Below are 26,093 nucleotides of genomic sequence, written 5' to 3' on the forward strand. Positions count from 1 at the left end.
TCCAGGGATCGAACCAGGGACACATGGATTTTCAGTCCATTGCTCTACCATCTGAGCTAAGGTACCGTTGTGCGGTTAATGCGGGTGCAAAGATAGAATCATTTTTCGTTTATCCAAAACATTTTTTTAAAAAAATCAATTCGTACCTTCGCATTGGTAAATAAAAAAATATGGTTTTAACTGTTGATGTTGGAAATACTCGAATTAAAGCGGCTGTCTTTGAGGGAAGTAAAGTTCTTGAAAATTTTGTTTTTGAGAAAAATGAGCTCGAAAAAAAAATTGAAGAAATTTTAAAAAAGTTTCCAAATTGTTCTGATTTGGTTGTTGCATCGGTTGGAAACATCGAAAAACAATCTTTTTTGACTTTCGAAAAAGAACTCAATATTCATTTTTTAACGCATGAGGATGTTTTTCCCTTTATAAATAAATATGCGACACCAAAAACTTTAGGAATCGACAGAATGGTTTTGGCTGCGGGAGCAACTTTACAATTCCCTAAACAAAATAGGTTAGTCATTGATGCGGGAACTTGCATTACCTACGATTTTGTCGACGAAAACGACAATTATTTGGGTGGAGCTATTTCTCCGGGTCTGCGATTACGTTATGAAGCTTTGCATAATTACACGGCCAAGTTGCCTTTGCTGGCTTTAGAGTTGCCTGATTCATATATAGGAAACTCGACCCAACAAGCCATTCATTCCGGAGTTGTTAATGGTTTCGTCTATGAGATTGACGGTTTTATCGATGAATATCGCACAAACTTTTCAAATTTTATAATAATTTTAACGGGTGGCGATGCAGAATTTTTGGCTAAACGATTAAAAAATACCATATTTGCCAATTCAAATTTCCTTCTGGAAAGTTTGAACCAAACATTTCAATATAAAATCGACAATGATTAAAAAAATTATAATAAGTGCTTGTTTACTTATCTCGTTCGTTTCGTTTGCTCAGCAAGGTACTTCGTCACCATATTCTTTTTACGGAATTGGAGAATCAAGATTTAAAGGAACCCTTGAAAACAGATCGATGGCCGGGGTTGCAGTAGAACAGGATAGTATTCACTTGAATATTGAAAATCCGGCAAGTTATGCCAGTCTTGGACAAACGACTTTTACAGTTGGAGGAACTTTTGGAACAAATAATATAAAAAGCAGTACAGAATCTTCAAAAGCACAAAGATCAACTTTTGATTATTTAGCATTAGGAATTCCGATGGGTAAATTTGGTGCGGGTTTTGGTTTAGTGCCTTTGTCTTCTGTAGGTTATAAAATTTCAGATCTAAACCCGACACAAGGAGGAGTAAACAGTCAGCTTGAAGGAAAAGGAGGCGTAAACAAAGTTTTCCTTGGTTTAGGTTATAAAATTACACCAAAATGGAATATCGGAGCAGATATACAATATAACTTTGGTAAAATTTCAACAACGACTATAGAGGCCGTTACCGGAGTTCAAAGTGCTACAAGAGAAACTAATGCTTCTGAATTATCAGGTGTGAATTTTAATATTGGTACAATGTATCAAACTAAAATTGATAAAAAATTAAACCTATATACTAGTTTAAACTACACTTTTGCAAGTACATTAACTTCAAATAGTTCAAGAGTTATTGAAGTTGACGGAGATCCAGATGATGTAACCGGTGATCCTGTTGAAAATACTTTGAAATTGCCAAACAAAATAACATTTGGTGCCGGTGTTGGAGAAGCTAGAAAATGGTTGGTAGGTACAACAATAGCGTTTCAGGGAGACGGAAAACTTAACAATTATTACAACACAAGTGATAATGTTCGTTACGAAAAGTATTCTAAATATGCAGTTGGAGGATATTATGTACCAAATTACAGCTCTTTTTCAAGTTATTTTAGTAGAATCACTTATAGAGCAGGTCTTAAATTTGAAAAAACAGGATTAATAGTAAATAATGAATCAATTAATGATGTTGGAATGTCTTTAGGTGCAGGTTTTCCAATTACCGGAACTTTTTCAAATGTAAATTTCGGAATCGAGTTTGGTAAAAAAGGGACAACATCTGCAGGTTTAGTTCAGGAAAACTATTTAAATTTTAGCTTAAGTTTCTCTTTTAACGATAAATGGTTCGTGAAAAGTAAATTCAATTAAGCATAAGGTTTAGGTTTTTTTTAAGCTCACTACAATTTACTACATTTGGCAAATGAATTTACCAAAGAGATATATAATAAACGCTGTCACAGTTTTTGCTGTGACACTGTTTTTTGGATGCGAAAGTAATTTTAAAGAAGTTCAGAAAATTAACTTTTCAGAGTTTGTTCCGGGAAGTGATGCTGATACTGTCGATATAAAATATACAGATTCAGGACGCATAACCGGAGTTCTAAAAAGCCGAAAAATGCTCGATTATTCTAATCTTGATTTTCCATTTACAGAATTTCCTGAAGGGATTGATGTTACTTTGTATGATAAAAATCAAAAGCGTACTTTTATAAGATCCAATTATGCTGTTTCATATAAACAAACTGGGATTATTGATTTGCAGGGAAAAGTAAAAATTACCTCAGAAACAGGTCAGATGTTAGAAACAGAACAGTTGTATTTTGATCAGAAAAACGAATGGTTTTATACCGAGAGAAAGTTTAAATTAACAGATGCAAAAGGAGTTTCGTACGGGCAGGGAATTGACTTCAGCAAAGATTTTAAAGTAATAAACTCACAAAGAGTAACCGGCGAATTAGAAGCCGAAGAATAAAATAAAGATTATGGGCATTTTAAAATACACACAATACCTTTACTTAATAATTGCAGTTGCGTTTATTTATGACGGAATTACAAAGTTAAATGATCCTACCGGAAATCCCTGGTTGAGCTTTTTGATTGCCGCAGTGAGTGTTTTTATGTTTTTCTTCAGAAGAAAATATGCTAAAAGATTTGATGATCATTATAAAAAACAATAAAAAATGGAAATTAGTATTATAATACTATGTTTAATACTATCAGCCTTTTTTTCAGGAATGGAAATAGCTTTTGTTTCCTCCAATAAAATTTATCTTGAAATAGAAAAAAAGCAAGATAATTTTCTTTCTCAAATCTTAACGAAACTTACCCAAAATCCGTCAAAATTTATTGCTGCTATGCTTATTGGCAACAATATAGCTCTTGTAGTTTACGGTTTTTTTATGGGAGATGTAGTCCTGAAATGTATTGCTCATTTAGGATATCAGTTTTCAAATATTACCAGTTTATTGGTTCAGACCGTGATTTCTACTTTTGTAGTTTTGATAACGGCTGAGTTTTTTCCCAAAGTTTTTTTTCAGATTTATGCCAATTCCCTGATTAAGATTTTTGCTATTCCGGCTTATTTGTTTTACAGGTTGTTTTATTATATTTCGACTTTTTTCATCTGGATTTCAGATTTTATTTTAAGAAAGTTTTTTAAAACAGAAGGCGATCAGGTTCAATTGTATTTTAGCAAAATAGAGTTAGGAAATTATATCACCGAACAAATGAGTTCTGTAGAAGAAAATGACGAAGTCGATTCAGAAATTCAGATCTTTCAGAATGCTTTAGAATTTTCGGGTGTTAAAGCGCGCGATATCATGACACCTCGTACGGAAATTGTTGATATTGATATATTTGCAGGTGTTTCAGAGCTTAAGGAATTATTTATTGAAACAGGTTATTCTAAAATTGTAGTAAGCCAAAACTCACTTGATGATATTGTCGGCTACGTGCATTCTTTTGATTTGTTTAAAAAGCCTAAAACAATTAAATCGGTTTTAATGACGGTTGAGTTTGTGCCTGAAACAATTTCAATAAAAGACGCTTTAAATTTGTTAATCAAAAAACGAAAAAACGTTGCCGTTGTTTTAGATGAACATGGTGGAACTTCGGGAATTATAACAATAGAAGATATTGTAGAAGAGCTTTTTGGTGAAATTGAAGATGAACACGATTTAGATGAAGAATTAATAGAGCAGGAGCTTGGTGACGGTCAATATTTGTTTTCGACACGTTTAGATGTTGAATATTTAAATGAAACATATAAATTAGACATTCCTGAAGAAGATTCTTACGGAACATTAGGTGGTTTTATCGTGAATTCTACAAAAGAAATACCTCAAAAAGGAGAAAAAATCGTGATTGATCACTTCCATTTTGTGGTTGAAGAAGCGTCAAACAAGAAAATTGAATTGGTAAAAATGACGATAAAAGAGTGATTTTTTCATTAATTAAAAAAAAATGTCGAAAATAAAACACTAGTTGTATTGTTATTAACTAGATAATTGTATTTTCGCAAACTGAATATAAAATTAACGATAATAAAAATGGCAGTTTTAGCAAAAATTAGACAGCGTTCCGCTTTATTGATAGGAGTTATTGCACTTGCATTATTTGCATTTATAATACAAGATCTTTTCACAAGAGGAAGCTTCGGTCAGAGTTCAAAAGATGTAGGAAGCATCGATGGAAAAGATATTTCATTTGAAGACTTTAGAGTTAAAGTTAGTAATGTTGAAAAAAGTGGGCAAGGAATTACTTCCACTGAAGCTGCAAACAGAGTTTGGGATCAAGAGGTTTCAATCGCTTTATTGTCATCTCAGTTTGACAAATTAGGATTGAGAGTTGGAGAAAAACACCTTTTGGAAGTTTTAAAAACTGACCCAAATATTGGTAAAAATCCAATGTTTTTAAACGCAGCAGGTGCTTTTGACGTAGCTAAATTTAAAGAGTACTTTAAAACAAATCCTGAAGCAGCACAATATATTTCTGCAAAAGAAAAAGATGCTGAATTAAACGCAAAATTCCAAATCTACAATACATTAGTAAAATCAGGTCTTTACACAACTGCTAGTGAAGGGAAATTGAAATATGAAATGGAAGCTAATAAAGTAAACTTTGCTTATGCTGCCGGATTATATTCTTCAATTAAAGATAGTGATGTAAAAATTTCTGATGATGAAATTGTTGATTATATGAAGAAAAACGAGAAAAAATTCAAAGCGGATGAAACTCGTGAAATTCAATATGTTTTAGTTGAAGACAAAGCTTCAAAAGAAGATGAGGCTGAAATTAAAGCTAAAATTACTGCTTTATTAAACGGAAGAGTAGAATATAACGCAAAAACAGGTAAAAACGATACTTTGCCAGGTTTTAGAAACGCAACAAACATTGCCGAATTTGTAAATGCAAATTCTGATGTTCCTTACGATTCTACATATGTAGCTAAAAATAATTTACCTGCAGTTGATGCTGATAAATTATTCAGCTTGCCTGCCGGAGCGATCTACGGACCTTATGTTTACGGAAGATATTATGCTATATCTAAATCTTTAGGATTTAAATCTGGTGTTAATGCAAAAGCAAGTCATATTTTAATTGGTTACGAAGGATCTCAAACTCCTAACGCAAAAGAAAAAAGAACAAAAGAAGAAGCTAAAGCTAAAGCTGAAGGAATCCTGGCTCAGGTTCAGGCAAATCCTGATAGTTTCATGATGTTGGCTTTTACAAGTTCTGATGATTCATCTGCACAGCAAGGTGGTGATTTAGGATATTTTGGTCCAAACCAAATGGTAAAACCATTCAATGATTTTGTATTCAATAATGGAATTGGAAAAGTTGGTTTAGTTGAAACTCAATTTGGATTTCACATTATCAAAATTACAGATAAACAAGACGGAATTCGTTTAGCTACAATTGCTCAAAAAATAGAGCCTTCTGAAGCTACTTCTGATAAAGTATTTACATTAGCAACTAAATTCGAAATGGACGCTGCTGATAAAGATTTTAACGCAACAGCAAAAGCTTTAGGTTTAAAAGCTGCTGCTCCTGTAACTGCAAAAGCTATGGATGAAGCGTTTGGTCCTTTAGGGAATCAACGTAACATTGTAAGATGGGCATTTGACAAGGAAACAAAAATCGGTGATGTAAAACGTTTTGAATTAGCTAATATTGGTCACGTAATCGCACAATACAAAAGCGAAAACAAATCAGGTTTAGTATCTGTAACTGTTGCAAGACCTTATGTTGAGCCAATCTTGAAAAACAAGAAAAAAGCAGAAATGCTTAAAGCTAAAATGACAGGTTCAAATCTTGAAGCTATTGCTAAAAGTGCCGGAGTTGCTGTTCAACAAGCTACTGATGTAACTTTGGATAATCCTGTTTTACCTGGTGGAGTTGGGCAAGAGCCTAAAGTTGTTGGAACTGCATTTGCTTTAGGAGCAAATAAAGTTTCTGCTCCAATTGAAGGAAATACTGGGGTGTATGTTGTAAAAAACATTAGTACAGTAAAAGCTCCTGCAATTGCTAACCATGCAGAATATGTTGCAAAAATAAAAACTCAAACTGCATCTGATGCAAGCAGAATTTTACCAGCGTTAAAAAACAATGCTAAAATTGAAGATAACAGATTGCAATTTAATTACTAGTCTATACTAGTAAATAAAAAAAAATATAAAACCCGAAATGTTCATTTGAATGTTTCGGGTTTTTTTATGCGTTTAAGGTTTTTAAAGTAATTTTTAGTCAAATTTTTAAAACTAAAACGAGCAATTTCTCGTATATCATTCCGAACAAGAACTGTAATTTATAAATTGCTTTAATTAGCAATTAAATGCTTTTTTGTTTCCGTTAATTTAGACAAATTCAGAATAATTTTGTAATAATTACATGTCTATTTTTGATAATTCTATAGGAATAATCGAAATATAATTTAAAAAATTTGTGATATTCAAAATATTGCAGTTTATTTGTCGAAATTTTCAACACAAAATACCAACTAAAATTCCAAAACAAGAATGAGTAAGTACTTTAATAATCAGGCATTTAATTTTTGTTATGTTTAAGTTTTTGTTTAGAAGAAAAGCTAAAGTATACACCAAAATTGAGAATCATATTTTTGGGATAATTACCGAGCTTTTGAAGGTAAGCAGTACTGACATCAATGTTGATGAATTGGGAGGAAAGTATTATTTAAGTAATGAAGAACAACATTTCAAGGTTACGATATTGAGTAACGATTATGTTATCAGACTTACTAATACTCGTGATTCTGTTGCTGAAAAATACGATAAGTTTTTTGTAGAAGATGTTTTAAAAGCGGTAAAAGAAGAGAAACATCGCAGAATGGAACTAGTTTATGATTCTATTACAAATAGTATAGAAAAAATGGCAGAACGCCTGCATAATACTCTTATAGAATCTAACGAACAAGAAAACCAAAAAGTACGCCGACTTGAAACCTCTAAACAAGTTAGGAACAAGAAAGTAAATTAATAAATTGCAGAGAGATAATTTACACTTGTAAAATCATTTCATCATAAGTCAAAATAGTTTCGTATCCTTTCATAGTAAAATAAGCTTTTGGATCTTCTTTAGAAATTACCATTACAAAATCGCCGCCCCAAGCCCCAAGACTTTTTATTACGCCATTAAAATCAGAAAAAGCTATTTCTTTGATTGTTCTTGTTTCCAGGATATTACTTAAATGAATTTCATGTTTTTCTACTGCTAGCGCAAATTCTTTTAGAGTCTTGGCATTTAAAATAGCATCGGTGATTTTATTGTTTTTAGCAACATTGTCTGTTAAATGTTCGTTTCGGTTATTATAGTATGCTTTTATTGCCGCTTTGCTATTCTGTTTTTTATTCAAATAAACGAAGTAAATGTTTTCTTTAAAAGCCGGATTAAAAACTACTGGTTTCACAGTATTATTTTCAACCTGATATAAAATAGAAGTATTATTTTGTGCGCAGGCAATATCATATCCGCTGCCTCCGAAACTGTTGTTAAGTAAAGTATAAGCGTTTGTTTTAGCCCACTGCGCAATATTGTTTATTAATGTTGAAGATGTTCCTAGTCCCCATTTTCTGGGAAATGTAAGATGCGTACTTGCCTTAAATCCGTTAGAATTATTAATAAAATCAGGATTTAACACATAAGCTTCGTGCAGAATATTGATTAAAGTTGTTTTTACAGTTTCTGATTCCGGAATGGTTTTGTTTATAATTTCAGAAAATTCAATAATATCCTCAAACCAAAGGTGATTGTCATAGTCATAACTTTTCCATTCTATCTTCTGGTCAGTTCCTTCTTCGATAATCAAATCCTGACCAAATTTTGTAGGCAAAGCAAAAGCATTAGCGCCGTCTAAAACAAGATATTCTCCGGAAATTAAAAGTTTTCCATTACTGTAAAAGGTTGTTTTCATTCTATAATTTTTTCAAGGAAATTCCAATCTTTTATCCCGAAGCCTCGGGACTAAATTCCAATTATTGTAGGGAGTTGGAATTTGGGATTTTTATTTGGAAACTATAATTTTTGAAATTTATTAATCAATTATTTTCTTATATTCTCAATAAATTCAACTACCGCGCTATGCGAAACGGTGTTCTTTTTGAAATGAGCTTTAATTAAATGGCGTTCTTCTTCGTTGGCTTCAAATTGGTTAATGATGTTGTTTAAATGCATTTTCATGTGCCCTTCCTGAATTCCGGTTGTAGTTAAAGAACGTAAGGCAGCAAAATTTTGCGCCAAACCTGCAACGGCAACAATTTGCATTAATTCTTCTGCAGAAGGTTTTTCGAGCATTTCAAGGCATAATTTTACTAAAGGATGTAAAGAAGTTAATCCGCCAACGGTTCCTAAAGCAAGTGGAATTTCTAACCAAAAAGTAAATATTCCGTTTTCGATTTTAGTATGAGATAAACTTGCATATTGACCATTACGTGATGCATAAGCATGTACACCGGCTTCTACGGCTCTAAAATCGTTTCCTGTTGCCAAAATTACGGCATCAACACCATTCATGATCCCTTTGTTGTGTGTTACGGCTCTAAAAGGCTCAACTTCGGCAATTTGAACTGCCTGAACAAAGCGTTCTGCAAATTCCTGTGGATTTGTAATGTGTTTTTCGGTTAAATCTTCAATTGGGCAGGAAACTTCGGCGCGAACAAGACAATTCGGAACATAATTAGATAAAATGCTCATGATTACCTTAATAGTTTCATCTTCTGAAAACAAATCAGAATTTTGGAACTCCTCTTTTAAAGTCGTTGCAAATTGTTCTAAACAAGAGTTTATAAAATTTGCTCCCATGCTATCTTTGGTTTCAAAAGTAGCATGAAGCTGAAAATAGTTTTCGAGTAAACTTCTTTTGTCTTTTAATTTAATATCTAAAATTCCCCCACCACGCTGTTGCATGTTTTTGGTAATGCTTTGCGTTTCGGAGAAAAATTTTGGTTTTATTTGGTCAAAGAACGATTGTAGTTTTTCTGCATCTCCATTAAAAGTAAAATGAACCTGACCAATCTTTTCGGTATTAATAACTGTTGCTTTAAAACCACCGCGAGTTGCCCAATATTTTGCTGATTTTGAAGCAGCAGCTACAACTGAACTTTCTTCAATTGCCATTGGAATGGTTTTGTATTTTCCGTTGATTAAAAAATTGGGTGCAACCCCAAGCGGAATATAAAAATTAGTAATCGTATTTTCTATGAATTCATCATGTAGCTGTTGAAGCTTTTCATCTGAATTCCAGTAATTTCTTATTATATTAAGCGCTTCTTCGGGAGTAGAAAAGTATTCATTGGCGATCCAGTTTATTTTTTCTTTTTTGGATAATTTCGAAAATCCGGCAACAGCATTGTTCATTTTCAGTATTTTAAATAATAATGTTGCGGCAAAGATACCAATTTAAGAGTTTTGTTTATAATCTATTTAAAATTGAAAAATACGCAATCGTTATTTTTTTTAACATTTAACACTTAAAATGTGTATTATGTTTATTTTTTTCACTAAAATTGGGCTCTTTTTTATATTTAAATTAATTCAAATGAATACAAGTAAAATTACTGTTATACTTTTGTTTTTAGTTGCTACCGTTTTTGGGCAACAAAAAATTACTGTTGAGAATATGTATGGTGGAGCATTTCGTGCCAAAGGAATGGATGAATTGCAATCTTTGAAAAATACAGACCAATATACTGTATTGAATGTTGACCAGGCTAGCAGAAGTATGCAAATAGATTTATACGATTTTGCAACGTTGAAAAAAGTATCTAATTTAATTGATACCAAAAATCATGCAGCATTAACAGACGGAATTGACAGTTATACTTTTGATGCTTCAGAAAAAAAGATTTTAATTGCTTGTAACACGAATCAAATTTTCCGTCACTCTTTTACGGCAGATTATTTTTTATACGATATTGCTTCTAAATCATTAACGAAGCTTTTTGGTTTTCAGGTTCAGGAACCAACTTTTTCTCCTGACGGAACTAAAATCGCTTATGCTAAAGAAAACAATCTTTATGTTTATGATGTAGCTTCAAAAAAATCAACAGCGGTTACTACAGATGGAAAGAAAAATGCAGTTATCAATGGTATTACGGACTGGGTTTATGAAGAGGAATTTGCTTTTGTTCGTGCTTTTGACTGGAGTAAAGACAGTAAAAAATTAGCTTATATTCGTTTTGACGAAAGTGCCGTTCCGGAATTTTCAATGTCAATCTTCAAAAAAGACTTGTACCCAACAGTTGAAACATTTAAATATCCTAAAGCCGGAGAAAAAAATTCTGTAGTTTCATTACATATATATGATGCGGCTGCAAATGCAACTAAAAAAGTTGATTTAGGAAATTATAATGATTTTTATATTGCACGACTAAAATGGACAAATGATAACAATACATTGTCTGCTCAGGTTTTAAACCGTCATCAGGATAATCTTGATTTATTGTTTGTAGACGGAACTACAGCTGCTGCAAAAGTGGTTTTAAACGAAAAAGACAAAGCTTATGTTGATGTGACAGATAATTTAACTTTCTTAAAAGACAACAGCTTTATCTGGACAAGCGAAAAAGACGGTTTTAATCATATTTATGTTTACGACAAAACCGGAAAACTTAAAAATCAGGTTACAAAAGGAAACTGGGAAGTAGTGTCTTACTACGGTTTCGACGAAAAAAATAAAACTATTTTCTATCAATCTACAGAAAATGGTTCAATCAACAGGGATATTTACAGAATTGGTTTAGACGGAAAAAACAAATTACGTTTAACTTCAAAAGTAGGAACAAGTGCAGCAACTTTTAGTCCAAATTTCCAATACTTCATTACAACTTTCTCCAGCAATTTAGTACCAACGACTTATACTTTGAATGAGTCAAAAACCGGAAAAGAAATTCAGGTTATCGAAAATAATCAGGCTCTTGCTGATAAATTGAAAGGATACAGTCTTCCTGCTAAAGAATTCTTCGTTTTAAAAACAGCAAAAGGAAACGAACTTAATGCATGGATTTTAAAACCAAAAGATTTTGATCCTTCAAAAAAATATCCTGTTTTCATGTACCAATATTCTGGTCCGGGATCTCAACAAGTAAATAACGACTGGAACAATACAGATGATTATTGGTTTTTATCTCTTACTCAACAAGGTTATATTGTAGCTTGTGTTGATGGTAGAGGAACTGGTTTTAAAGGTGCTGATTTCAAAAAAGTAACTCAAAAAGAATTAGGAAAATACGAAGTAGAAGATCAAATTGATGCTGCAAAAGTAATTGGAGCTTATCCTTATGTTGATGCTTCAAGAATTGGAATCTTCGGATGGAGTTATGGAGGTTTTATGGCTTCAAACTGTATTTTTCAAGGAAACGACGTGTTTAAAATGGCAATCGCGGTTGCTCCGGTAACAAACTGGAGATTTTATGACAGTGTTTACACAGAAAGATACATGCAGACTCCACAGGAAAATGCAAGTGGATATGATCAAAATTCGCCAATAAATCACGTTGACAAATTAAAAGGTAAATTTTTATTGATTCACGGTTCTGGTGATGATAACGTGCATGTGCAAAATTCTATGCAAATGATGGAAGCGTTGATTCAGGCGAATAAACAATTTGATTCTCAAATATATCCAGATAAAAACCACGGTATTTACGGCGGTAAAACGAGAATTCAGCTTTATAACAAAATGACTAATTTTATCAAAGAAAATTTATAGTACAACTTTATCAACCTTAAATAAATAGTGAATAATATGGAAGAAACTCAAGTGAAAACGGCGCATCCAAAGGGACTGTGGGTTTTGTTCGGGACGGAGATGTGGGAGCGGTTCAATTTTTATGGAATGCGGGCTTTATTGACTTTATTTCTTGTAAACTCATTATTAATGAAAGAAGAAGAAGCCTCGCTGATTTATGGAGGTTTTCTTGGACTTTGTTACCTGACGCCAATGTTAGGAGGTTTTGTTGCCGATCGATTTTTAGGTAACAGAAATTGTATTCTTTTAGGTGGATTATTGATGGCAATTGGCCAGATGTTATTATTTACCAGCGGAAGTATTTTTGAGGCGAACCTGCCTTTAGCTAAAATCATTATGTATTCTGCTTTAGGTGTTATTGTTTTTGGTAACGGATTCTTCAAACCAAATATTTCGAGTATGGTGGGAAGTTTGTATCCAAAACAGGAAAAAACAAAACTGGATACTGCCTTTACTATTTTTTACATGGGTATTAATATCGGTGCTTTCTTAGGGCAGTCAATTTGTCCTTTATTGGGAGATGTTAAAGATTCTGGAGGAATTAGAGATATTCACGCTTTTAGATGGGGTTTCATGGCAGCTTCTGGCGCGATGCTTATCGGAACTGTTCTTTTTTACTTCTTAAAAAACAAATATGTGGTTTCTCCTGAAGGAAGACCATTAGGAGGTTTACCATCTAAAAATGTTGCAGAAGATTTTGAAGAAGGAGAAGCACAAAAAGCAAATTTTTCTAATAAAGCTTTAGCTATTGCGGGAATTGCATTTATCGCTTTAGGTTTCTTTTTTCATTATGTTGTAGGTCAAAATTTAATTTATACTTTGATTTATTCAAGTGGTTTGGCTTTGGCCGGATTAATTATTTCGGATACGTCTTTAACAAAAATTGAAAGAGACAGAATTATTGTAATTTACATTGTCTCGTTCTTTATTATTTTCTTCTGGGCCGCTTTTGAACAAGCTGGTTCATCTTTAACTTTTATTGCAGATAATCAAACTGACAGACATTTCTTTGGCTATCTAATGCCTCCATCAATGGTTCAGATTTTCAACGGATTATTTGTGGTTGTTATGGCTGTTCCTTTCAGTATTTTATGGGATACTTTGAGAGCAAATCAAAAAGAACCTATTTCTCCTGTAAAGTTAGCTGCCGGACTAGTGATAATCTGTATTAGTTTCTTTATGATTGCCACTCAGGTTTCATATATTGGAACTTCAGGACTATTATTGGTAAAATGGCTTATCTTATTATATTTCTTAAATACATGTGCTGAGTTGTGTTTATCGCCAATTGGTTTATCATTGGTAGGTAAATTATCTCCAAAACGTTTTGCGTCATTATTATACGGAGTATTCTTTTTATCGAATGCCTCTGGTTATGCTTTAGGAGGAACTTTGGGTTCTATCTTGCCTGCAACCGGAGATAAATTTGCAAAAGCAAAAGAATTAGGAATTGATCTTCAGGCGGTTTTAGATAATAAAATTACACCAACTGCAGAACAATTAGCCTTGTTGGATAAACACCAAATTAGTGCTCATAATCACTTTTTTGCCGGATTTGAAATTCATAATTTATACGAGTTTTTCATGGTATTTGTTGTTCTTACAGGACTTGCAGCAATAATTTTGTTTGCTTTAACTCCTTTCTTGAAAAAAATGATGCATGGAGTTAGATAAGATGGAAAACAATACAATTACATTAGAACAGATACAGGATTTTAAAGGAAAATACCCAAAGCAATTATGGTATTTGTTTTTGGTTGAAATGTGGGAGCGTTTTTGCTTCTATGGAATGAGAGGGGTTTTAGCTTTTTTTATGGTAGACCAGTTAGGTTTGCTTGAAGGAAAAGCAAATCTTCAATACGGAGCTATTCAGGCTTTTGTTTATGCTTTTACTTTTATTGGAGGAATTTTTGCGGATAAAATTTTAGGTTTTAAAAAATCATTGCTTTTTGGTGGAATCGTAATGATTTTGGGGAATTTGCTAATAGCGGCTTCTCCGCATGATTTCTTTTACTACGGAATTACTTTGTCTATTATTGGTACCGGTTTTTTTAAGCCAAATGTATCTTCAATGGTTGGTGAGTTATATCATGAAAATGACGGACGAAGAGATGCAGGTTACGGAATGTTCTATGCCGGTATTAACATTGGTGGAATGTTGGGTGGTGCAATTCCTATTTATTTAGGAAAAAACTATTCGTGGAGTCTATGTTTCTTATCTGCAGCAATTGTAATGATTATTGGAGTAATTACTTTTCTTTTAACGAAAAAGCATTTGGCGCCAATCGGAAATTCACCTCTTGAAAACCAACCTGCAAAAAAACGTAATCTTTATGAAATCGCAGTTTATGTGGGTTCTATTGTAGTGATTCCGTTAGTTTACATAATGGTTATCAATTCTGATTTTACAGAATATTTTATGTATACGATTGGAATTGCCGCACTATTGTATTTCTTGTATGAATTGTTTCAAATAAAAGACAGAAAACAACAATACAAATTATTGGCCGCTTTCATTTTTATCTTCGGATATTTTATGTTCATGGCTATTTCTGAGCAGTCAGGAGGTTCATTGTCTCTTTTTGCTAAAGATAATTTATCAAGCAAACTATTGTGGTTCAATATTGATCCAAACGTAGTCAATAACAGTATCAACTCATTATACGTTATTATCTTTAGCCCATTAGTGGGATTATTGTGGATCTTTTTATACAAAAGAAAAATTGAGCCAAATACAGTTATTAAATTTGGATTTTCGTTTATACTATTAGCTGTCGGTTTCTTTATATTTTATAGTGCCAGATTTTTTGTTGATGCAAATGGCCTAAGTTCTTTAGACTTATTTGCGTTAGGATATTTGGTTTATACACTTGGAGAACTTTGTATCGGACCAATCGGAATGTCTGTAATTACCAAATTATCGCCAAAAAGATTGTTTGGTATGATGATGGGGCTTTGGTTTTTATCAAGCGCATTCGGGCAATTTGCAGCCGGAAAACTAGGTTCAGAAATGTCAAATGCTAATACAGGAACGACTTTAATGTCTAAACTTATTGCTTATACAGATGGGTATTATCAATTGGCCATATATGCACTTGTTGCAGGTGTTGTTTTAATTGTAACAACGCCTTTAATCAAAAAATTAATGCAAGAAGTAAAATAGACGACATTTACCGATTCTTTTTTTGTTTAAATTTGTAAAAAATTAAAACGCCGACCATGAAAAAAATATTTTTAGTTGCCTTTTTTGTATTAGGAGCATTTACTTCTCAAGCTCAAGAGTTAAAATGGTATACAGATGTAAAAGAAGCCATTACTGTAAGCAATAAGGAGAATAAACCAATGCTAATGTTTTTTACAGGAAGCGATTGGTGCGGATGGTGTATCCGTTTGCAAAATGAGGTTTTGAAAACAACTGAATTTCAGAAATGGGCAAAAGATAATGTTGTTTTAGTAGAATTGGATTACCCGCGAAGAACTCCGCAAACTCCTGAAATAAAAAATCAGAATAATGAGTTGCAGCAAGCTTTTGGTATACAAGGGTTTCCAACTATTTATTTTACAAGCGCAGAGGCTAAGGATGGTAAAGTAAACTTTAAAGGACTTGGACAGACCGGATATGTTGCAGGTGGACCATCTGCCTGGTTAGCAGTTGCAGAAGGAATTGTACATCCGAAAAAATCATAATAGAATTTATTTCAAAAAAATAATTTTAAAAAACTCCCTACAGTAATGTAGGGAGTTTTTTTGTTTAGTAGGAAAAGTTTTGTTTTGCGTTTTTGAAAATTATTATTTTATTATTTTATTGGTATTAAAAAAACATATAGTGTATTTTTTGTATTAATAAAACTTGTAAAATTAAAATATTATGTTAATTTCGTCATGCTAATCTAACCAAACCTATTACTATGACTAAAAAATTACTTATCCTACTCGTTTTTTTTGGATCATTTATGTTACATTCTCAAAATTTAGTCTGGAGAACAAACATGACTGATGCTATCGCTATAAGCAATGAGCAAAATAAACCAATGCTGATTTTGTTTACTGCCTCTGGTGTGCCGGATAATCTTCAAAATGAAATCTTCAAGACGCCTGATTTTGCGGTATGGTCTCGTGATAATGTTATTCTTGTTAAATTGGATTTATCCGATATTAATGCTTCTGATAGCGATAAAGAACAAAACGTAAGACTTAAAAATGCTTTTGGTGTTGTTGAATTACCCGAAGTTTGTTTTGCAAGTGCTTCTGTTAGAAAAAACAAAACGACTTTTAGTGCGTTAGGAAAACTTGCCTACAAACCCGGCGGTGCAAAATCCTGGATTTCTGAGTCAAATTCGATTTTGCATCCCAGCGAAAGCGAATAATAAAACTTTTTAATTACTTTCTAAATTTAATTTGTAGTAATCCCTTTTCACGACAGGTGAAAAGGGATATTTTTTTGCCTGTTCCGGCAATTTAGTGTAACGACATTTGCTATTTAAAGCTCGGTTTTTTTTCAAATTGCTATTTTTTTATCAATTTATTGATGATTTCCTTTTTATTAAGACTTCGTTAACTTTTTAACTCTATCGGGATTGTTTTTTAGCGTATTTATGTTAAATTGGTTCAATTATTATAACCAAACCTTATTTTTTATGACCCAAAAATTACTTATCCTACTGTTTTTTTTAGGTTCGTTTTTTATGCGATCTCAAGGCCTTGTCTGGAGTACAAATCTGACAGATGCGATTGCAATAAGTAATGAACAAAGAAAACCATTATTGATTTTTTTTACCGCCTCAAATGCACCGGAAAAAATTCAAACTGAAATTTTTAACACGCCCGATTTTCTAAATTGGTCGAATAAAAATGTTGTTTTAGTAAAACTTGATTTGTCTGATACTTCAGCATCTCAGAGTGCAAGAGAGCAAAATGTTTCCTTAAAAAACGCCTTTGGTATAGATGAGTTGCCCCAAGCTTGTTTTGCAACCGCAGCGATGAGAACAGGAAAAACCAACTTTAATTCCTTAGGAAAAATTGGTTACAATTCAGGAGGTGTAAAAGCATGGATTGCTGAATCTAATTTGATTTTGAATCCGGAGGAATAGCTAAAATTTTAATTCAAAGTATAGTATCCCTTTTCGCGTGTTGCGTGAAAAGGGATATTTTTTATCAGACAACTTGTTCTCCAGTATTTTTGGATAGAATTTGAATTTGTTGCATCTGCCACTACGCCTTTTGGTTTTAATTTCTGTAAAATACGATCCAAATTTATTTTGGGCGATTGCGTTAGAATAATAATATCCGGTTGAATTTTATCTTCATAAATACCGGTACTATCTATTAAAAGGATTTTTTTGCCATTAAAAAATAAAAGATTCCTAACGGTTTTTATTTCTTTTAAAGTGGCAAAATTTCCAACTAAATAAGCATCGGTAATGTTATTTTTTGTTTCTTTTTTTAGAAGGCTGTCATTTGTAAAAATGGAAACATTTTGTCCGGTTCTTTTTGTAATAATTGTTTTTTTTGCTGTATTAAAAACAATTAATTCTCTTTGGTTTTCGGTTTCTTTTTTAGTGTAAACAAATGAAATTTGCAGTAAAATAAAAGTAAAAAGGAACGCAATTAATTTACCGAAACTTGGTTTTTTGAACCATATTATCACTGTTATAGTTACTAAGGAAAATGTAAGCAGATAATAAGAATTGAAACAGATATTTCTAATTACAAAAGAATCAAAAGAAGCTACATAATGAATGATAAGATTTAAGAAATAGATGCTTTTTTCGAAAATTTGAACAATAAATAATGGACAACTTTGAAATACAGAAATCACCATAACAATAATTCCTGCAATCATTATAAAGGATAAAACAGGTAAAATGAGAATGTTGGTCACAAAGAAAAGCCCCGGAAACTGATGAAAATAATACAAGCAAATAGGAAAAGTACCTATTTGTGCTGCGAATGAAACGGTTAAGGCTTCCCACAGATAATTGACGATTTTATTTTTAGGAGTCCATATATTTTTGAATAAAGGCTGAATCCATACAATAGAAAATAATGCAATGTAACTTAACTGGAACCCAACATCAAATAGGAAATAAGGTTCAAAAAGTAAAATCAATAAAACGGAAACAAGTAAAGTATGATAGGTATTAGTACTTCTATGTAAATGATTGCCAATGGCAATAAAAGAAAACATAACAACTGAACGTAAAACGGGAGGTGAAAGTCCTGATACAATACCAAAAAGTGCGAGTGAAATTATAATGACAACTAGTTTTGTAAAAGAACCTTTTTTTGTGTTGGGAATTGGTTTTAAAATAAAAAGAATAAATATCATTATAAATCCGACATGCAGCCCGGAAACTGATAAAACGTGTGTAGCTCCTGAATATTGATAATCCTTAATAATCTCGGATGAAATTTCTTGTTGTTGTCCTAAAATTAATGCCATTGCAACATCCATTTCGGTTTTATTGAAATTTGCTTTTTCAAGATTGCGAATTATTTTTGTGTTTAATCGTGAAGCATAAAACCAAATATCTTTTTTGATTTTCCTGTTAATGTTAATCGCTGTTTTTGATGTATAGATTTGTGCATAAATTTGTTTGTTGGCCAAGTATTTACTGTAATCAAACTGATTTGGATTTTTGGATGGACTATTGTGGTGTAAAATTGTTTTTACCTTTATTATGTTTCCAATTATAAGAGGATTCGGCAAGCTGTCCTTTTGTACGTTTATGATAATTCTCCCCAAATATTTTTTTTGATTAATGCTGTTTACAATGGCAATATATCGATCACTATAATCATTACTTTTGATTTTTTCTCGAAGTGTCAGAGTTATGTAGTGCTCACTTTTAAAAGCTTTTTCGTAATGTGTATAATTAGATTGCTGAAGAGAATCGGTATTGATCAGGAGCGTCGTAATTCCGACACAAAATGAAAGGTAATTAATGCTTATGCCAAAAAGAATATTTGCTTTTTTGCTCTTTTTTGAAAGAAAATATAAGATTGAAATTAAGAATATGCCGAGACCAAGAGCAGTTGTGGCTAATAGAATTAAAGGCTGCCAAAAATAGCAAACCAAAATTCCTAAAATAAAACTGATGGTAATTTTAACCAAAGGAAAATCTAATACTTTCATGATCTAAAAGTATTAAAAATTTGTAAGAAAAATAATATTTTTAATGTATATTATTAATCAATAATTCGATTAATCTGTGTAAAAGATTTTTGATAATAAGCTTCTTTGGTTGATGAAATTATTACACCTTTTGAGGTTGAAGAATGCACAAATTTTATTTCATCAGAATGGACTTCGGTAATTAAACCAACATGATTTATTTGGTTGCTTTTATTGGTTTTGAAAAATATTAAATCACCTTTTTTTGCATCGTCTAATCTAATTATTTTTCCAATTTTAGATTGTTCATACGAGCTTCTTGGCAGTTTAATATTCTGAGAATCAAAAGTGGTGAAAACCAAGCCAGAGCAATCAAAACCATTTTTGGTTGTTCCTCCGGCTTTATAGCGTACGCCAATATTGTCTGTTGCAGTTTCGATTAAATTATTTACAATATATTTATTTTCTCGTTTTGATTCAGTTTTGTTTACTGTAGGTGATGTCGATTTACACGAAATAAACATCAAAGACAACAAAGATAAAACGAGTATTTTTTTCAAAATAAAAAGGTTAAGATTTTAAATCGGCAACAATAAGTTTTGCAGTTTTTTTACTTGCGCCAATTCCGCCTAGTTTTTGCTCCAGAATGTCATAATTTTTCAACAGATTTTCACGGTAATCTGGGTCCAGTAATTTTTGTAACTCTTCTTTAATACGTTTTGGATTGCATTCGTTCTGAATCAATTCTGTTACAACTTCCTGATCCATAATTAAATTAACAAGCGAAATGTATTTTAAGGTAATAATGCGTTTTGCAATTTGGTAAGAAGCCCAGCTTCCTTTATAACAAACTACTTCGGGTACTTTAAAAAGTGCAGTTTCTAAAGTTGCTGTTCCGGATGTTACCAATGCAGCTGTTGAAGAACGCAGCAAATCATAAGTTTTATTAGAAATAAATTTTATGTTTTTATTGGTAATAAATTGCTGGTAAAATTCATAATCCTGACTTGGTGCGCCGGCAATTACAAATTGATAATCCTGAAAATCATCAACAACACTTAACATCAAACTTAGCATTTTGGTGATTTCCTGCTTGCGGCTTCCGGGCAAAACAGCAATAATCGGCTTTTCACTCAATTGATTTTCTTTTCTAAAAATAACTTCATCAAAAGGCGGCTGATTTTGAATAGCATCAATTAAAGGATGACCAACAAAATCTACCGGGAAATGATGTTTGTCTTCATAAAAACTTTTTTCGAAAGGTAAAATCACAAACATCTTGTCGACATCCTGTTTGATGGCTTTGATTCTGTTTTCTTTCCAGGCCCAAATTTGAGGAGAAATATAGTAGTGCGTTTTGTAATTTAATGCTTTTGCCCATTTTGCAATACGCATATTAAAACCAGGATAATCTATAAAAATAATGACATCTGGCTGAAAATATGTAATATCTTTTTTGCAAAAAGCAATATTGCTAAAAATGGTTTTTAAGTTAAAAATAACTTCAACAAACCCCATAAAGGCTAGTTCACGATAATGTTTTACCAGAGTTCCTCCGGCTTTTTGCATTAAATCACCTCCCCAGAATCTAATTTCAGCCTGAGGATCTTCCTCATATAATGCCTTCATTAAATTTGAACCGTGTAAATCTCCAGAGGCTTCGCCAGCTATTATGTAGTATTTCATAAAAGTATTTTTGAGATGTGTTTTATTTTAAAAACACAACAAAATTTTGCAATGCAAAGATAGAATTTAAATAAACAAAGTAGAAATCGCCAAAACAATTACAGCAAAAATGACTCCTCTTGCCATAAATTCTTTATTGATTTTTAAAAGAATTGTAAAAACCACTAAATTTAAAGTGGCTCCTAAAGCAATCACTTTTCCCAAATAGCCATATTGTTTTATTGTCTTAATTCCGGTTGAAATTTCAAAATCAGTAAAGATTTTTATAAACAAAAAACTTCCCAGTAAGGCAACAAAAATTCCAATTAAGAAACCAATAATAATATCCTTTTTATTCATTTAAATTCCATGTATTAAGTTGTTGCATAGTGTGATGTGCCGTTAAATCAAATTGAACGGGAACTACTGAAATATAACCATTTTCCAGAGCCCATTCATCAGTATCTTCTCCTTGATCTTCGTTTGTAAACTTGCCTGTTAGCCAATAATAATCTTTGCCAAAAGGGGTTTGACGTTTGTCGAATTTCTGGGCATAGTAAGCTTTCGCCTGACGACAAATTTTTACTCCCTTAATTTCATTTTCTTTTAATTTCGGAAAATTGACATTTAAAACCACACCTTTAGGTAGTCCGTTTGCAATTGTTTCCAAAGTAATTCTTTTGATAAAAGATTTTGTGGGTTCAAAATCGGCATTCCAGTCAAAATCTAATAAAGAGAAACCAATTGCCGGGATTCCCTCAATTCCTGCTTCAACCGCGGCACTCATAGTTCCGGAATAAATAACATTTATAGAAGAATTTGATCCGTGGTTAATTCCTGAAACACACAAATCAGGTTTTCTTTTCATGATTTCATTTACTGCCAGTTTGACGCAATCAACGGGAGTTCCGGAGCAGCTATATTCAGCAATTTCGTCGCCTTCTTTCGAAATTTTATCAAGATAAAGAGTATTATTGATAGTAATGGCATGTCCCATGGCGCTTTGTGGCTTGTCTGGCGCTACAACTATTACCTCGCCAATAGTTTCCATAACACTTATCAACGCTCTGATTCCGGGAGCCAGAATTCCGTCATCATTGGTAACTAATATAAGAGGCTTTTCTTGTTTCATAATTTAAAATAAGTGTTGTTATACGCTCAAAGAAGCTGTATTATATAACAAATGTAGTAGAATAGTAACAATTAAAATAAAATTTGTCAACTAAAGTAAAGATGGCTTTGGTACTTCAAACATTTTTATATCTTTAACAAAAAATTATAGTGAGCTTGGCTTTGTTGGCACAGTTTTTACCGTAACTTAGATTAAAAAATTTGATGAATGCTATTATTAAGTTTATGAAAAGAAATTATAAAATACTTATAGCCGTATTATGCTTGTCTTTAACCTTATTTGCTTTTAAAATTAATGCAGATAAGCAAGTTGATCCGGATCCAAACAGAGATAAAACGCTTTTAGAACTACTTGCTTTTGTTATTGAAAAAGGACATTACAGTCCTGCTGAAATAAATGATGAATTTTCTAAAGGAATTTTTAAGGATTATATTGATGCGCTTGACCCCTCAAAAAGATTCTTTTTGCAGTCTGATATTGATGAATTCAAGCAATATGAATTGATGCTTGATGATCAGTTTTTAAACAAGGATCTTACCTTTTTCAATCTTACTTATACAAGATTGATGAAACGTATGGAAGAAAGCAAAAAACGCTATAAAACTATTTTAGCTCAACCTTTTAATTATAATGTTGATGAGACTTTTAATGCAGATTATGAGACGCTACCTTATGCCAAAAATCTAACAGAAATTAATGAAAGATGGAGAAAGCAAATTAAATTATCTACACTTTCATCACTTGTTACAAAACAAAAGTTGGAAGAAGATAAGAAAAAAACAGATCCTGCTTATAAAGTAAAAACGTTTGAAACTTTAGAAAAAGAAACGCGTGAAAGTTCACTAAAATCATTAGACGATAACTTTAGTCTTATTAAAGATTTAAATAAGGAAGATTGGTTTTCTGTGTACGTAAATTCTATTATGACTCGTTTTGACCCTCATACAAGTTATTTTGCACCAGAAGAAAAAGATCGTTTTGATGTGAATATCAGTGGAAAATTAGAAGGAATTGGTGCAAGATTAACCAAGAAAAATGATTTTACTCAAATCGATGAATTAATTTCAGGAGGTCCGGCATGGAAAGGAAAACAACTTGAAGCGGGAGATTTAATTTTGAAAGTAGCACAAGGAAACGAAGAGCCTGTAGATGTTGTGGGAATGCGTTTGGATGATGTTGTGAAAAAAATCAAAGGACACAAAGGAACTGAAGTAAAACTTACCGTTAAAAAAGTTGACGGAAGCATCAAAGTTATTTCTATTATAAGAGATGTTGTTGAAATCGAAGAAACATACGCAAAATCAAGTATTGTAGAAAAGAATGGATTGAAATACGGGGTAATTTATTTACCTAAATTTTATATCGATTTTGAAAATAAAGATGGCCGCGACGCAGGAAAAGATATCGCTCTTGAAGTAGAGAGATTAAAGAAAGAAGATATTAACGGAATCGTACTTGATGTTCGTGATGATGGTGGTGGATCTTTGTCTACAGTTGTAGATATTGCAGGTTTATTTATTGAAGAAGGACCAATTGTTCAGGTAAAATCTGCTGGAAAAAAGAAAGAAGTTTTATACGATAAGGATAAAAAGATAGAGTGGGACGGACCGTTAGTAATTATGGTTAACAGTTTCTCAGCTTCGGCTTCAGAAATTTTGGCTGCTGCAATTCAGGATTACAAGCGTGGTATTATCATTGGAAGTAAACAAACTTACGGAAAAGGTACGGTACAAAACGTTCTTGATTTAAATCAATTTGTTCGTAATGCAAGTTATGGAGATTTGGGTGCACTGAAAATTACAGGACAAAAATTCTACAGAATTAATGGAGGTTCAACCCAATTAGAAGGTGTTCATAGTGATGTTGTTATGCCAGATCGTTATGCCTATTTAAAAATGGGAGAACGCGATATTGATAATGCAATGCCTTGGGATAAAATTGATCAGGCTGATTATAATACATGGACAGAAAACCAAAAATTTAATCAGGCAATTGCGAATAGTACAACTAGAATTGCTCAAAGTCCTCAATTTAAATTAATTGAAGATAATGCAAAATGGATTGATGTTAAAAACAAAGAGAACACTTATAGTTTAAATATCAACAGTTTTAAAGCTACGCAAGAACAAGTTGAAAACGAGGGTAAAAAATATAAACCAATTTCAGAATACAAAAACAATTTGGTTTTTAAATCATTGCCTTATGAAGAGCTTGAAATTAAAAACGATGCAACTTTAAAAGAAAAGAGAGAAGCCTGGCACCAGGCATTATCAAAAGATGTTTATGTAGAAGAAGCATTAAATGTTTTGGATGATTTGCAAAGTAAAGGTAATGTTGTAAAAGGTACTTCATCTAAAATGAAAAAAGATAAATTAGTAAAATCTTAATTTCTTAGAAAATTAATTTGTTATGAAAACGCTCCGAAAGTTTATATTTACGGAGCGTTTTTTTATGAACTTTAATTAAAATTAGTATGATAAAAAGTCTTGTGTTTAGTTTGATTGGCTTGGCATTGTTTTCTTGTAAAAGTGATGTGAAAGAGAAAAATGAAATTATAATTGAAGAATCTGAAAAAGATAATTCACCATATTTTGTTTCAAGTCAAAGCAGTACAGATTCGTTATATAATGTTTCTTATTTGCCAACATCTACGACAAACCAAATTGTAAAGCATAAGTATTACACACTATCATATAATGAAAAATTTGAGCAGGCAGAATGGGTTGCTTATGAATTAAAGAAAGAATATTTAAAAAATAATGATTTTAAAAGACCTTATTTTGTTGAAGATCCAAATGTAACAACGGGTTCTGCTGATTGGAGAAATTATAAAAAATCAGGATATGACAAAGGGCATCTATGTCCGGCTGGAGATATGGAGTTTAATAAAGATGCATATAATGATACTTTTTATACTTCAAACATTTCGCCTCAAAAGCATGATTTTAATAGCGGAATCTGGAATAGATTAGAGCAGAAAACGCGTTATTGGGCAGGTAAGTATAATGATGTTTATGTGGTTACAGGAGGAATCCTGAAAGATTCGGATAAAAAAATAGGAACAGAAAAAGTATCTGTTCCTAAATATTTTTATAAAATAATTTTAGCTAAATCAGGGAAAGAACATAAAGCAATTGCTTTTTTAGTTCCAAATGAAGATAGCGATAAGTCACTTTATGATTTTGTAGTTTCTATTGAAACTTTAGAAAAAATGACTGGTATTGATTTCTTTCCGAATTTGAAAAATTTAAAAAGTAGTAAGGACTTTTAAGTCAGCAATAGTTTGCGTTGGGTTTTCAGCTTTAAAAACAAAGCTTCCTGCAACTAAAACATCAGCTCCGGCCTCTACTAATTGTTTTGCATTTTTGTTGGTTACACCACCGTCAATTTCGATAATTGTCGAAGCACCTTTTCTTGTAATTAAATCTTTTAGTTTTTTAACTTTAGCATAAGTGTTTTCGATGAAAGATTGCCCTCCAAAACCAGGATTCACGCTCATAATACAAACTAAATCAATGTCATTAATAACATCTTCTAATAAATCAATATTAGTATGAGGATTAATAGCAACTCCTGCTTTCATTCCTTCGGCTTTGATGGCCTGAAGTGTTCTGTGTAAATGTGTACAGGCTTCGTAATGTACGCTTAAAATATTGGCACCTAAATCAGCAAAAGTTTTGATGTATCTGTCAGGATCAATAATCATCAAATGTACGTCGATTGTTTTTTTCGCATGTTTAGAAATTGCTTCCAAAACTGGCATTCCAAAAGAAATATTTGGAACAAAAACTCCATCCATAATATCAATATGAAACCAATCAGACTCGCTGTTATTGATCATCTCGATATCACGTTGTAAATTGGCAAAATCAGCTGCAAGAACAGAAGGAGCAATAAGTGTATTCTTCATTGTGTAGTTGTGTGTGTTATTTTTTTGCAAAGGTAGATTTTAGTTTGTTTAAAATAAAATTTTATTTTTCTAACCATTAAGAGATTAAGAAAATAAAGTAGCAGTTGATAATCCTTTTTTAGTTTTATAAACTGAATGATCTTCCTTAATTTAACTTAATATCTTAATGGTTAAAAAAAAGCAATAAAAAACTCCGGTAATCAGCCGGAGTTTCAATCATCAATCAAAAAACGAACAGTCAATCAAACTGTTG

General features: G+C 32.0%; 23 protein-coding genes and 1 tRNA gene. 15 read left to right on the forward strand and 9 right to left on the reverse strand.

The window, feature by feature from the left end:
* Positions 1–58: transfer RNA gene (locus tag RT99_RS17665), tRNA-Phe, on the reverse strand.
* A 112-nt stretch (positions 59–170) separates the two neighbouring features.
* Here RT99_RS17665 and RT99_RS17670 point away from each other — a divergent pair.
* The 7 genes from RT99_RS17670 (at position 171) to RT99_RS17700 (ending at position 7,251) form a co-directional block, all read left to right on the forward strand.
* The gene (locus RT99_RS17670; RefSeq protein ID WP_042566071.1) at positions 171–905 is read left to right on the forward strand and encodes a type III pantothenate kinase; all 735 of its coding nucleotides are present in this window, start codon (positions 171–173) and stop codon (positions 903–905) included.
* The gene (locus tag RT99_RS17675) at positions 898–2,124 is read left to right on the forward strand and encodes a membrane protein (RefSeq protein ID WP_042566072.1); all 1,227 of its coding nucleotides are present in this window, start codon (positions 898–900) and stop codon (positions 2,122–2,124) included. Before RT99_RS17670 ends, RT99_RS17675 begins: the two co-directional genes overlap by 8 nt.
* Positions 2,125–2,176: 52 nt before the next feature.
* Positions 2,177–2,728 (forward strand): LPS export ABC transporter periplasmic protein LptC, encoded by a 552-nt coding sequence (lptC, locus tag RT99_RS17680; RefSeq protein ID WP_042566073.1) that lies wholly within the window; start codon positions 2,177–2,179, stop codon positions 2,726–2,728.
* Positions 2,729–2,738: 10 nt separating this feature from the next.
* Positions 2,739–2,933 carry a hypothetical protein gene (locus RT99_RS17685; protein ID WP_042566074.1) on the forward strand — a complete coding sequence of 65 codons (195 nt, stop codon included), beginning with the start codon at positions 2,739–2,741 and terminating at the stop codon, positions 2,931–2,933.
* 3 nt (positions 2,934–2,936) lie between these two features.
* The gene (locus tag RT99_RS17690) at positions 2,937–4,196 is read left to right on the forward strand and encodes a hemolysin family protein (RefSeq protein ID WP_042566075.1); all 1,260 of its coding nucleotides are present in this window, start codon (positions 2,937–2,939) and stop codon (positions 4,194–4,196) included.
* A 108-nt stretch (positions 4,197–4,304) separates the two neighbouring features.
* Positions 4,305–6,404: a peptidylprolyl isomerase gene (locus tag RT99_RS17695; protein ID WP_042566076.1), complete on the forward strand. Its 2,100-nt coding sequence runs from the start codon at positions 4,305–4,307 to the stop codon at positions 6,402–6,404.
* Between the two features lie 409 nt (positions 6,405–6,813).
* Positions 6,814–7,251 (forward strand): hypothetical protein, encoded by a 438-nt coding sequence (locus RT99_RS17700; protein WP_042566077.1) that lies wholly within the window; start codon positions 6,814–6,816, stop codon positions 7,249–7,251.
* Positions 7,252–7,270: 19 nt separating this feature from the next.
* Here RT99_RS17700 and RT99_RS17705 read toward each other — a convergent pair whose 3' ends face one another.
* Both RT99_RS17705 and RT99_RS17710 read right to left on the reverse strand, forming a co-directional pair.
* Positions 7,271–8,185, reverse strand: a complete 915-nt coding sequence (locus RT99_RS17705) for a GYDIA family GHMP kinase (protein WP_042566078.1) — start codon at positions 8,183–8,185, stop codon at positions 7,271–7,273.
* A 128-nt stretch (positions 8,186–8,313) separates the two neighbouring features.
* Positions 8,314–9,627, reverse strand: coding sequence for a hydroxymethylglutaryl-CoA reductase, degradative (locus tag RT99_RS17710; RefSeq protein WP_042566079.1), 1,314 nt, complete (start codon positions 9,625–9,627; stop codon positions 8,314–8,316).
* Positions 9,628–9,808: 181 nt separating this feature from the next.
* On the opposite strand from RT99_RS17710, the gene RT99_RS17715 reads away from it, so the two are divergent.
* The 6 genes from RT99_RS17715 (at position 9,809) to RT99_RS17740 (ending at position 17,109) form a co-directional block, all read left to right on the forward strand.
* Complete coding sequence (locus tag RT99_RS17715) at positions 9,809–11,980, forward strand: S9 family peptidase (protein WP_042566288.1); 2,172 nt, start codon at positions 9,809–9,811, stop codon at positions 11,978–11,980.
* A gap of 36 nt (positions 11,981–12,016) precedes the next feature.
* Positions 12,017–13,693 carry a peptide MFS transporter gene (locus RT99_RS17720; protein WP_042566080.1) on the forward strand — a complete coding sequence of 559 codons (1,677 nt, stop codon included), beginning with the start codon at positions 12,017–12,019 and terminating at the stop codon, positions 13,691–13,693.
* 1 nt (position 13,694) lies between these two features.
* The gene (locus RT99_RS17725; protein ID WP_042566289.1) at positions 13,695–15,182 is read left to right on the forward strand and encodes a peptide MFS transporter; all 1,488 of its coding nucleotides are present in this window, start codon (positions 13,695–13,697) and stop codon (positions 15,180–15,182) included.
* 56 nt (positions 15,183–15,238) lie between these two features.
* Positions 15,239–15,706 (forward strand): thioredoxin family protein, encoded by a 468-nt coding sequence (locus RT99_RS17730; RefSeq protein ID WP_042566081.1) that lies wholly within the window; start codon positions 15,239–15,241, stop codon positions 15,704–15,706.
* Positions 15,707–15,927: 221 nt separating this feature from the next.
* Complete coding sequence (locus RT99_RS17735) at positions 15,928–16,386, forward strand: hypothetical protein (RefSeq protein WP_042566082.1); 459 nt, start codon at positions 15,928–15,930, stop codon at positions 16,384–16,386.
* Positions 16,387–16,656: 270 nt separating this feature from the next.
* Positions 16,657–17,109, forward strand: coding sequence for a hypothetical protein (locus RT99_RS17740; RefSeq protein WP_042566290.1), 453 nt, complete (start codon positions 16,657–16,659; stop codon positions 17,107–17,109).
* A gap of 8 nt (positions 17,110–17,117) precedes the next feature.
* Here the strand turns inward: RT99_RS17740 and RT99_RS17745 are convergent, their stop codons facing one another.
* From RT99_RS17745 to surE, 5 genes are all read right to left on the reverse strand, one after another.
* A complete protein-coding gene (locus tag RT99_RS17745; protein WP_042566083.1) occupies positions 17,118–19,154 on the reverse strand; it encodes a ComEC/Rec2 family competence protein in 2,037 nt (678 codons plus the stop codon).
* Positions 19,155–19,207: 53 nt separating this feature from the next.
* The gene (locus tag RT99_RS17750; protein WP_042566084.1) at positions 19,208–19,693 is read right to left on the reverse strand and encodes a C40 family peptidase; all 486 of its coding nucleotides are present in this window, start codon (positions 19,691–19,693) and stop codon (positions 19,208–19,210) included.
* A 10-nt stretch (positions 19,694–19,703) separates the two neighbouring features.
* Positions 19,704–20,819: a lipid-A-disaccharide synthase gene (gene lpxB / locus RT99_RS17755; RefSeq protein WP_042566085.1), complete on the reverse strand. Its 1,116-nt coding sequence runs from the start codon at positions 20,817–20,819 to the stop codon at positions 19,704–19,706.
* A gap of 66 nt (positions 20,820–20,885) precedes the next feature.
* Positions 20,886–21,158 (reverse strand): hypothetical protein, encoded by a 273-nt coding sequence (locus tag RT99_RS17760; protein ID WP_042566086.1) that lies wholly within the window; start codon positions 21,156–21,158, stop codon positions 20,886–20,888.
* On the reverse strand, positions 21,151–21,930 hold the full coding sequence (gene surE / locus RT99_RS17765; protein ID WP_042566087.1) for a 5'/3'-nucleotidase SurE: 780 nt from the start codon (positions 21,928–21,930) through the stop codon (positions 21,151–21,153). The genes RT99_RS17760 and surE overlap by 8 nt, the downstream gene beginning before the upstream one ends.
* Before the next feature lie 203 nt (positions 21,931–22,133).
* On the opposite strand from surE, the gene RT99_RS17770 reads away from it, so the two are divergent.
* On the forward strand, positions 22,134–24,317 hold the full coding sequence (locus RT99_RS17770) for a carboxy terminal-processing peptidase (RefSeq protein ID WP_042566088.1): 2,184 nt from the start codon (positions 22,134–22,136) through the stop codon (positions 24,315–24,317).
* An 86-nt stretch (positions 24,318–24,403) separates the two neighbouring features.
* The gene (locus RT99_RS17775; protein WP_042566089.1) at positions 24,404–25,201 is read left to right on the forward strand and encodes a DNA/RNA non-specific endonuclease; all 798 of its coding nucleotides are present in this window, start codon (positions 24,404–24,406) and stop codon (positions 25,199–25,201) included.
* Here the strand turns inward: RT99_RS17775 and rpe are convergent.
* Positions 25,178–25,840, reverse strand: a complete 663-nt coding sequence (rpe, locus tag RT99_RS17780; protein WP_042566090.1) for a ribulose-phosphate 3-epimerase — start codon at positions 25,838–25,840, stop codon at positions 25,178–25,180. The genes RT99_RS17775 and rpe overlap by 24 nt on opposite strands.
* Positions 25,841–26,093 lie beyond the last annotated feature (253 nt).

It is taken from the genome of Flavobacterium sp. MEB061 (assembly GCF_000834715.1).
In the GTDB taxonomy this organism is placed as follows: Bacteria; Bacteroidota; Bacteroidia; order Flavobacteriales; family Flavobacteriaceae; genus Flavobacterium; species Flavobacterium pectinovorum.

Excerpts from the sequence above, each read along its gene's own strand:
- lptC (WP_042566073.1), top strand. The coding sequence starts at position 2,177 with ATGAATTTACCAAAGAGATATATAATAAACGCTGTCACAGTTTTTGCT.
- RT99_RS17670 (WP_042566071.1), top strand. The coding sequence starts at position 171 with ATGGTTTTAACTGTTGATGTTGGAAATACTCGAATTAAAGCGGCTGTC.
- RT99_RS17685 (WP_042566074.1), top strand. The coding sequence starts at position 2,739 with ATGGGCATTTTAAAATACACACAATACCTTTACTTAATAATTGCAGTT.
- RT99_RS17705 (WP_042566078.1), bottom strand. The coding sequence starts at position 8,185 with ATGAAAACAACCTTTTACAGTAATGGAAAACTTTTAATTTCCGGAGAA.
- RT99_RS17710 (WP_042566079.1), bottom strand. The coding sequence starts at position 9,627 with ATGAACAATGCTGTTGCCGGATTTTCGAAATTATCCAAAAAAGAAAAA.
- RT99_RS17695 (WP_042566076.1), top strand. The coding sequence starts at position 4,305 with ATGGCAGTTTTAGCAAAAATTAGACAGCGTTCCGCTTTATTGATAGGA.
- RT99_RS17715 (WP_042566288.1), top strand. The coding sequence starts at position 9,809 with ATGAATACAAGTAAAATTACTGTTATACTTTTGTTTTTAGTTGCTACC.
- RT99_RS17730 (WP_042566081.1), top strand. The coding sequence starts at position 15,239 with ATGAAAAAAATATTTTTAGTTGCCTTTTTTGTATTAGGAGCATTTACT.
- RT99_RS17700 (WP_042566077.1), top strand. The coding sequence starts at position 6,814 with ATGTTTAAGTTTTTGTTTAGAAGAAAAGCTAAAGTATACACCAAAATT.
- RT99_RS17725 (WP_042566289.1), top strand. The coding sequence starts at position 13,695 with ATGGAAAACAATACAATTACATTAGAACAGATACAGGATTTTAAAGGA.
- RT99_RS17735 (WP_042566082.1), top strand. The coding sequence starts at position 15,928 with ATGACTAAAAAATTACTTATCCTACTCGTTTTTTTTGGATCATTTATG.
- RT99_RS17740 (WP_042566290.1), top strand. The coding sequence starts at position 16,657 with ATGACCCAAAAATTACTTATCCTACTGTTTTTTTTAGGTTCGTTTTTT.
- rpe (WP_042566090.1), bottom strand. The coding sequence starts at position 25,840 with ATGAAGAATACACTTATTGCTCCTTCTGTTCTTGCAGCTGATTTTGCC.
- RT99_RS17745 (WP_042566083.1), bottom strand. The coding sequence starts at position 19,154 with ATGAAAGTATTAGATTTTCCTTTGGTTAAAATTACCATCAGTTTTATT.
- RT99_RS17720 (WP_042566080.1), top strand. The coding sequence starts at position 12,017 with ATGGAAGAAACTCAAGTGAAAACGGCGCATCCAAAGGGACTGTGGGTT.
- RT99_RS17690 (WP_042566075.1), top strand. The coding sequence starts at position 2,937 with ATGGAAATTAGTATTATAATACTATGTTTAATACTATCAGCCTTTTTT.
- lpxB (WP_042566085.1), bottom strand. The coding sequence starts at position 20,819 with ATGAAATACTACATAATAGCTGGCGAAGCCTCTGGAGATTTACACGGT.
- RT99_RS17775 (WP_042566089.1), top strand. The coding sequence starts at position 24,404 with ATGATAAAAAGTCTTGTGTTTAGTTTGATTGGCTTGGCATTGTTTTCT.
- RT99_RS17770 (WP_042566088.1), top strand. The coding sequence starts at position 22,134 with ATGAATGCTATTATTAAGTTTATGAAAAGAAATTATAAAATACTTATA.
- RT99_RS17675 (WP_042566072.1), top strand. The coding sequence starts at position 898 with ATGATTAAAAAAATTATAATAAGTGCTTGTTTACTTATCTCGTTCGTT.
- RT99_RS17760 (WP_042566086.1), bottom strand. The coding sequence starts at position 21,158 with ATGAATAAAAAGGATATTATTATTGGTTTCTTAATTGGAATTTTTGTT.
- surE (WP_042566087.1), bottom strand. The coding sequence starts at position 21,930 with ATGAAACAAGAAAAGCCTCTTATATTAGTTACCAATGATGACGGAATT.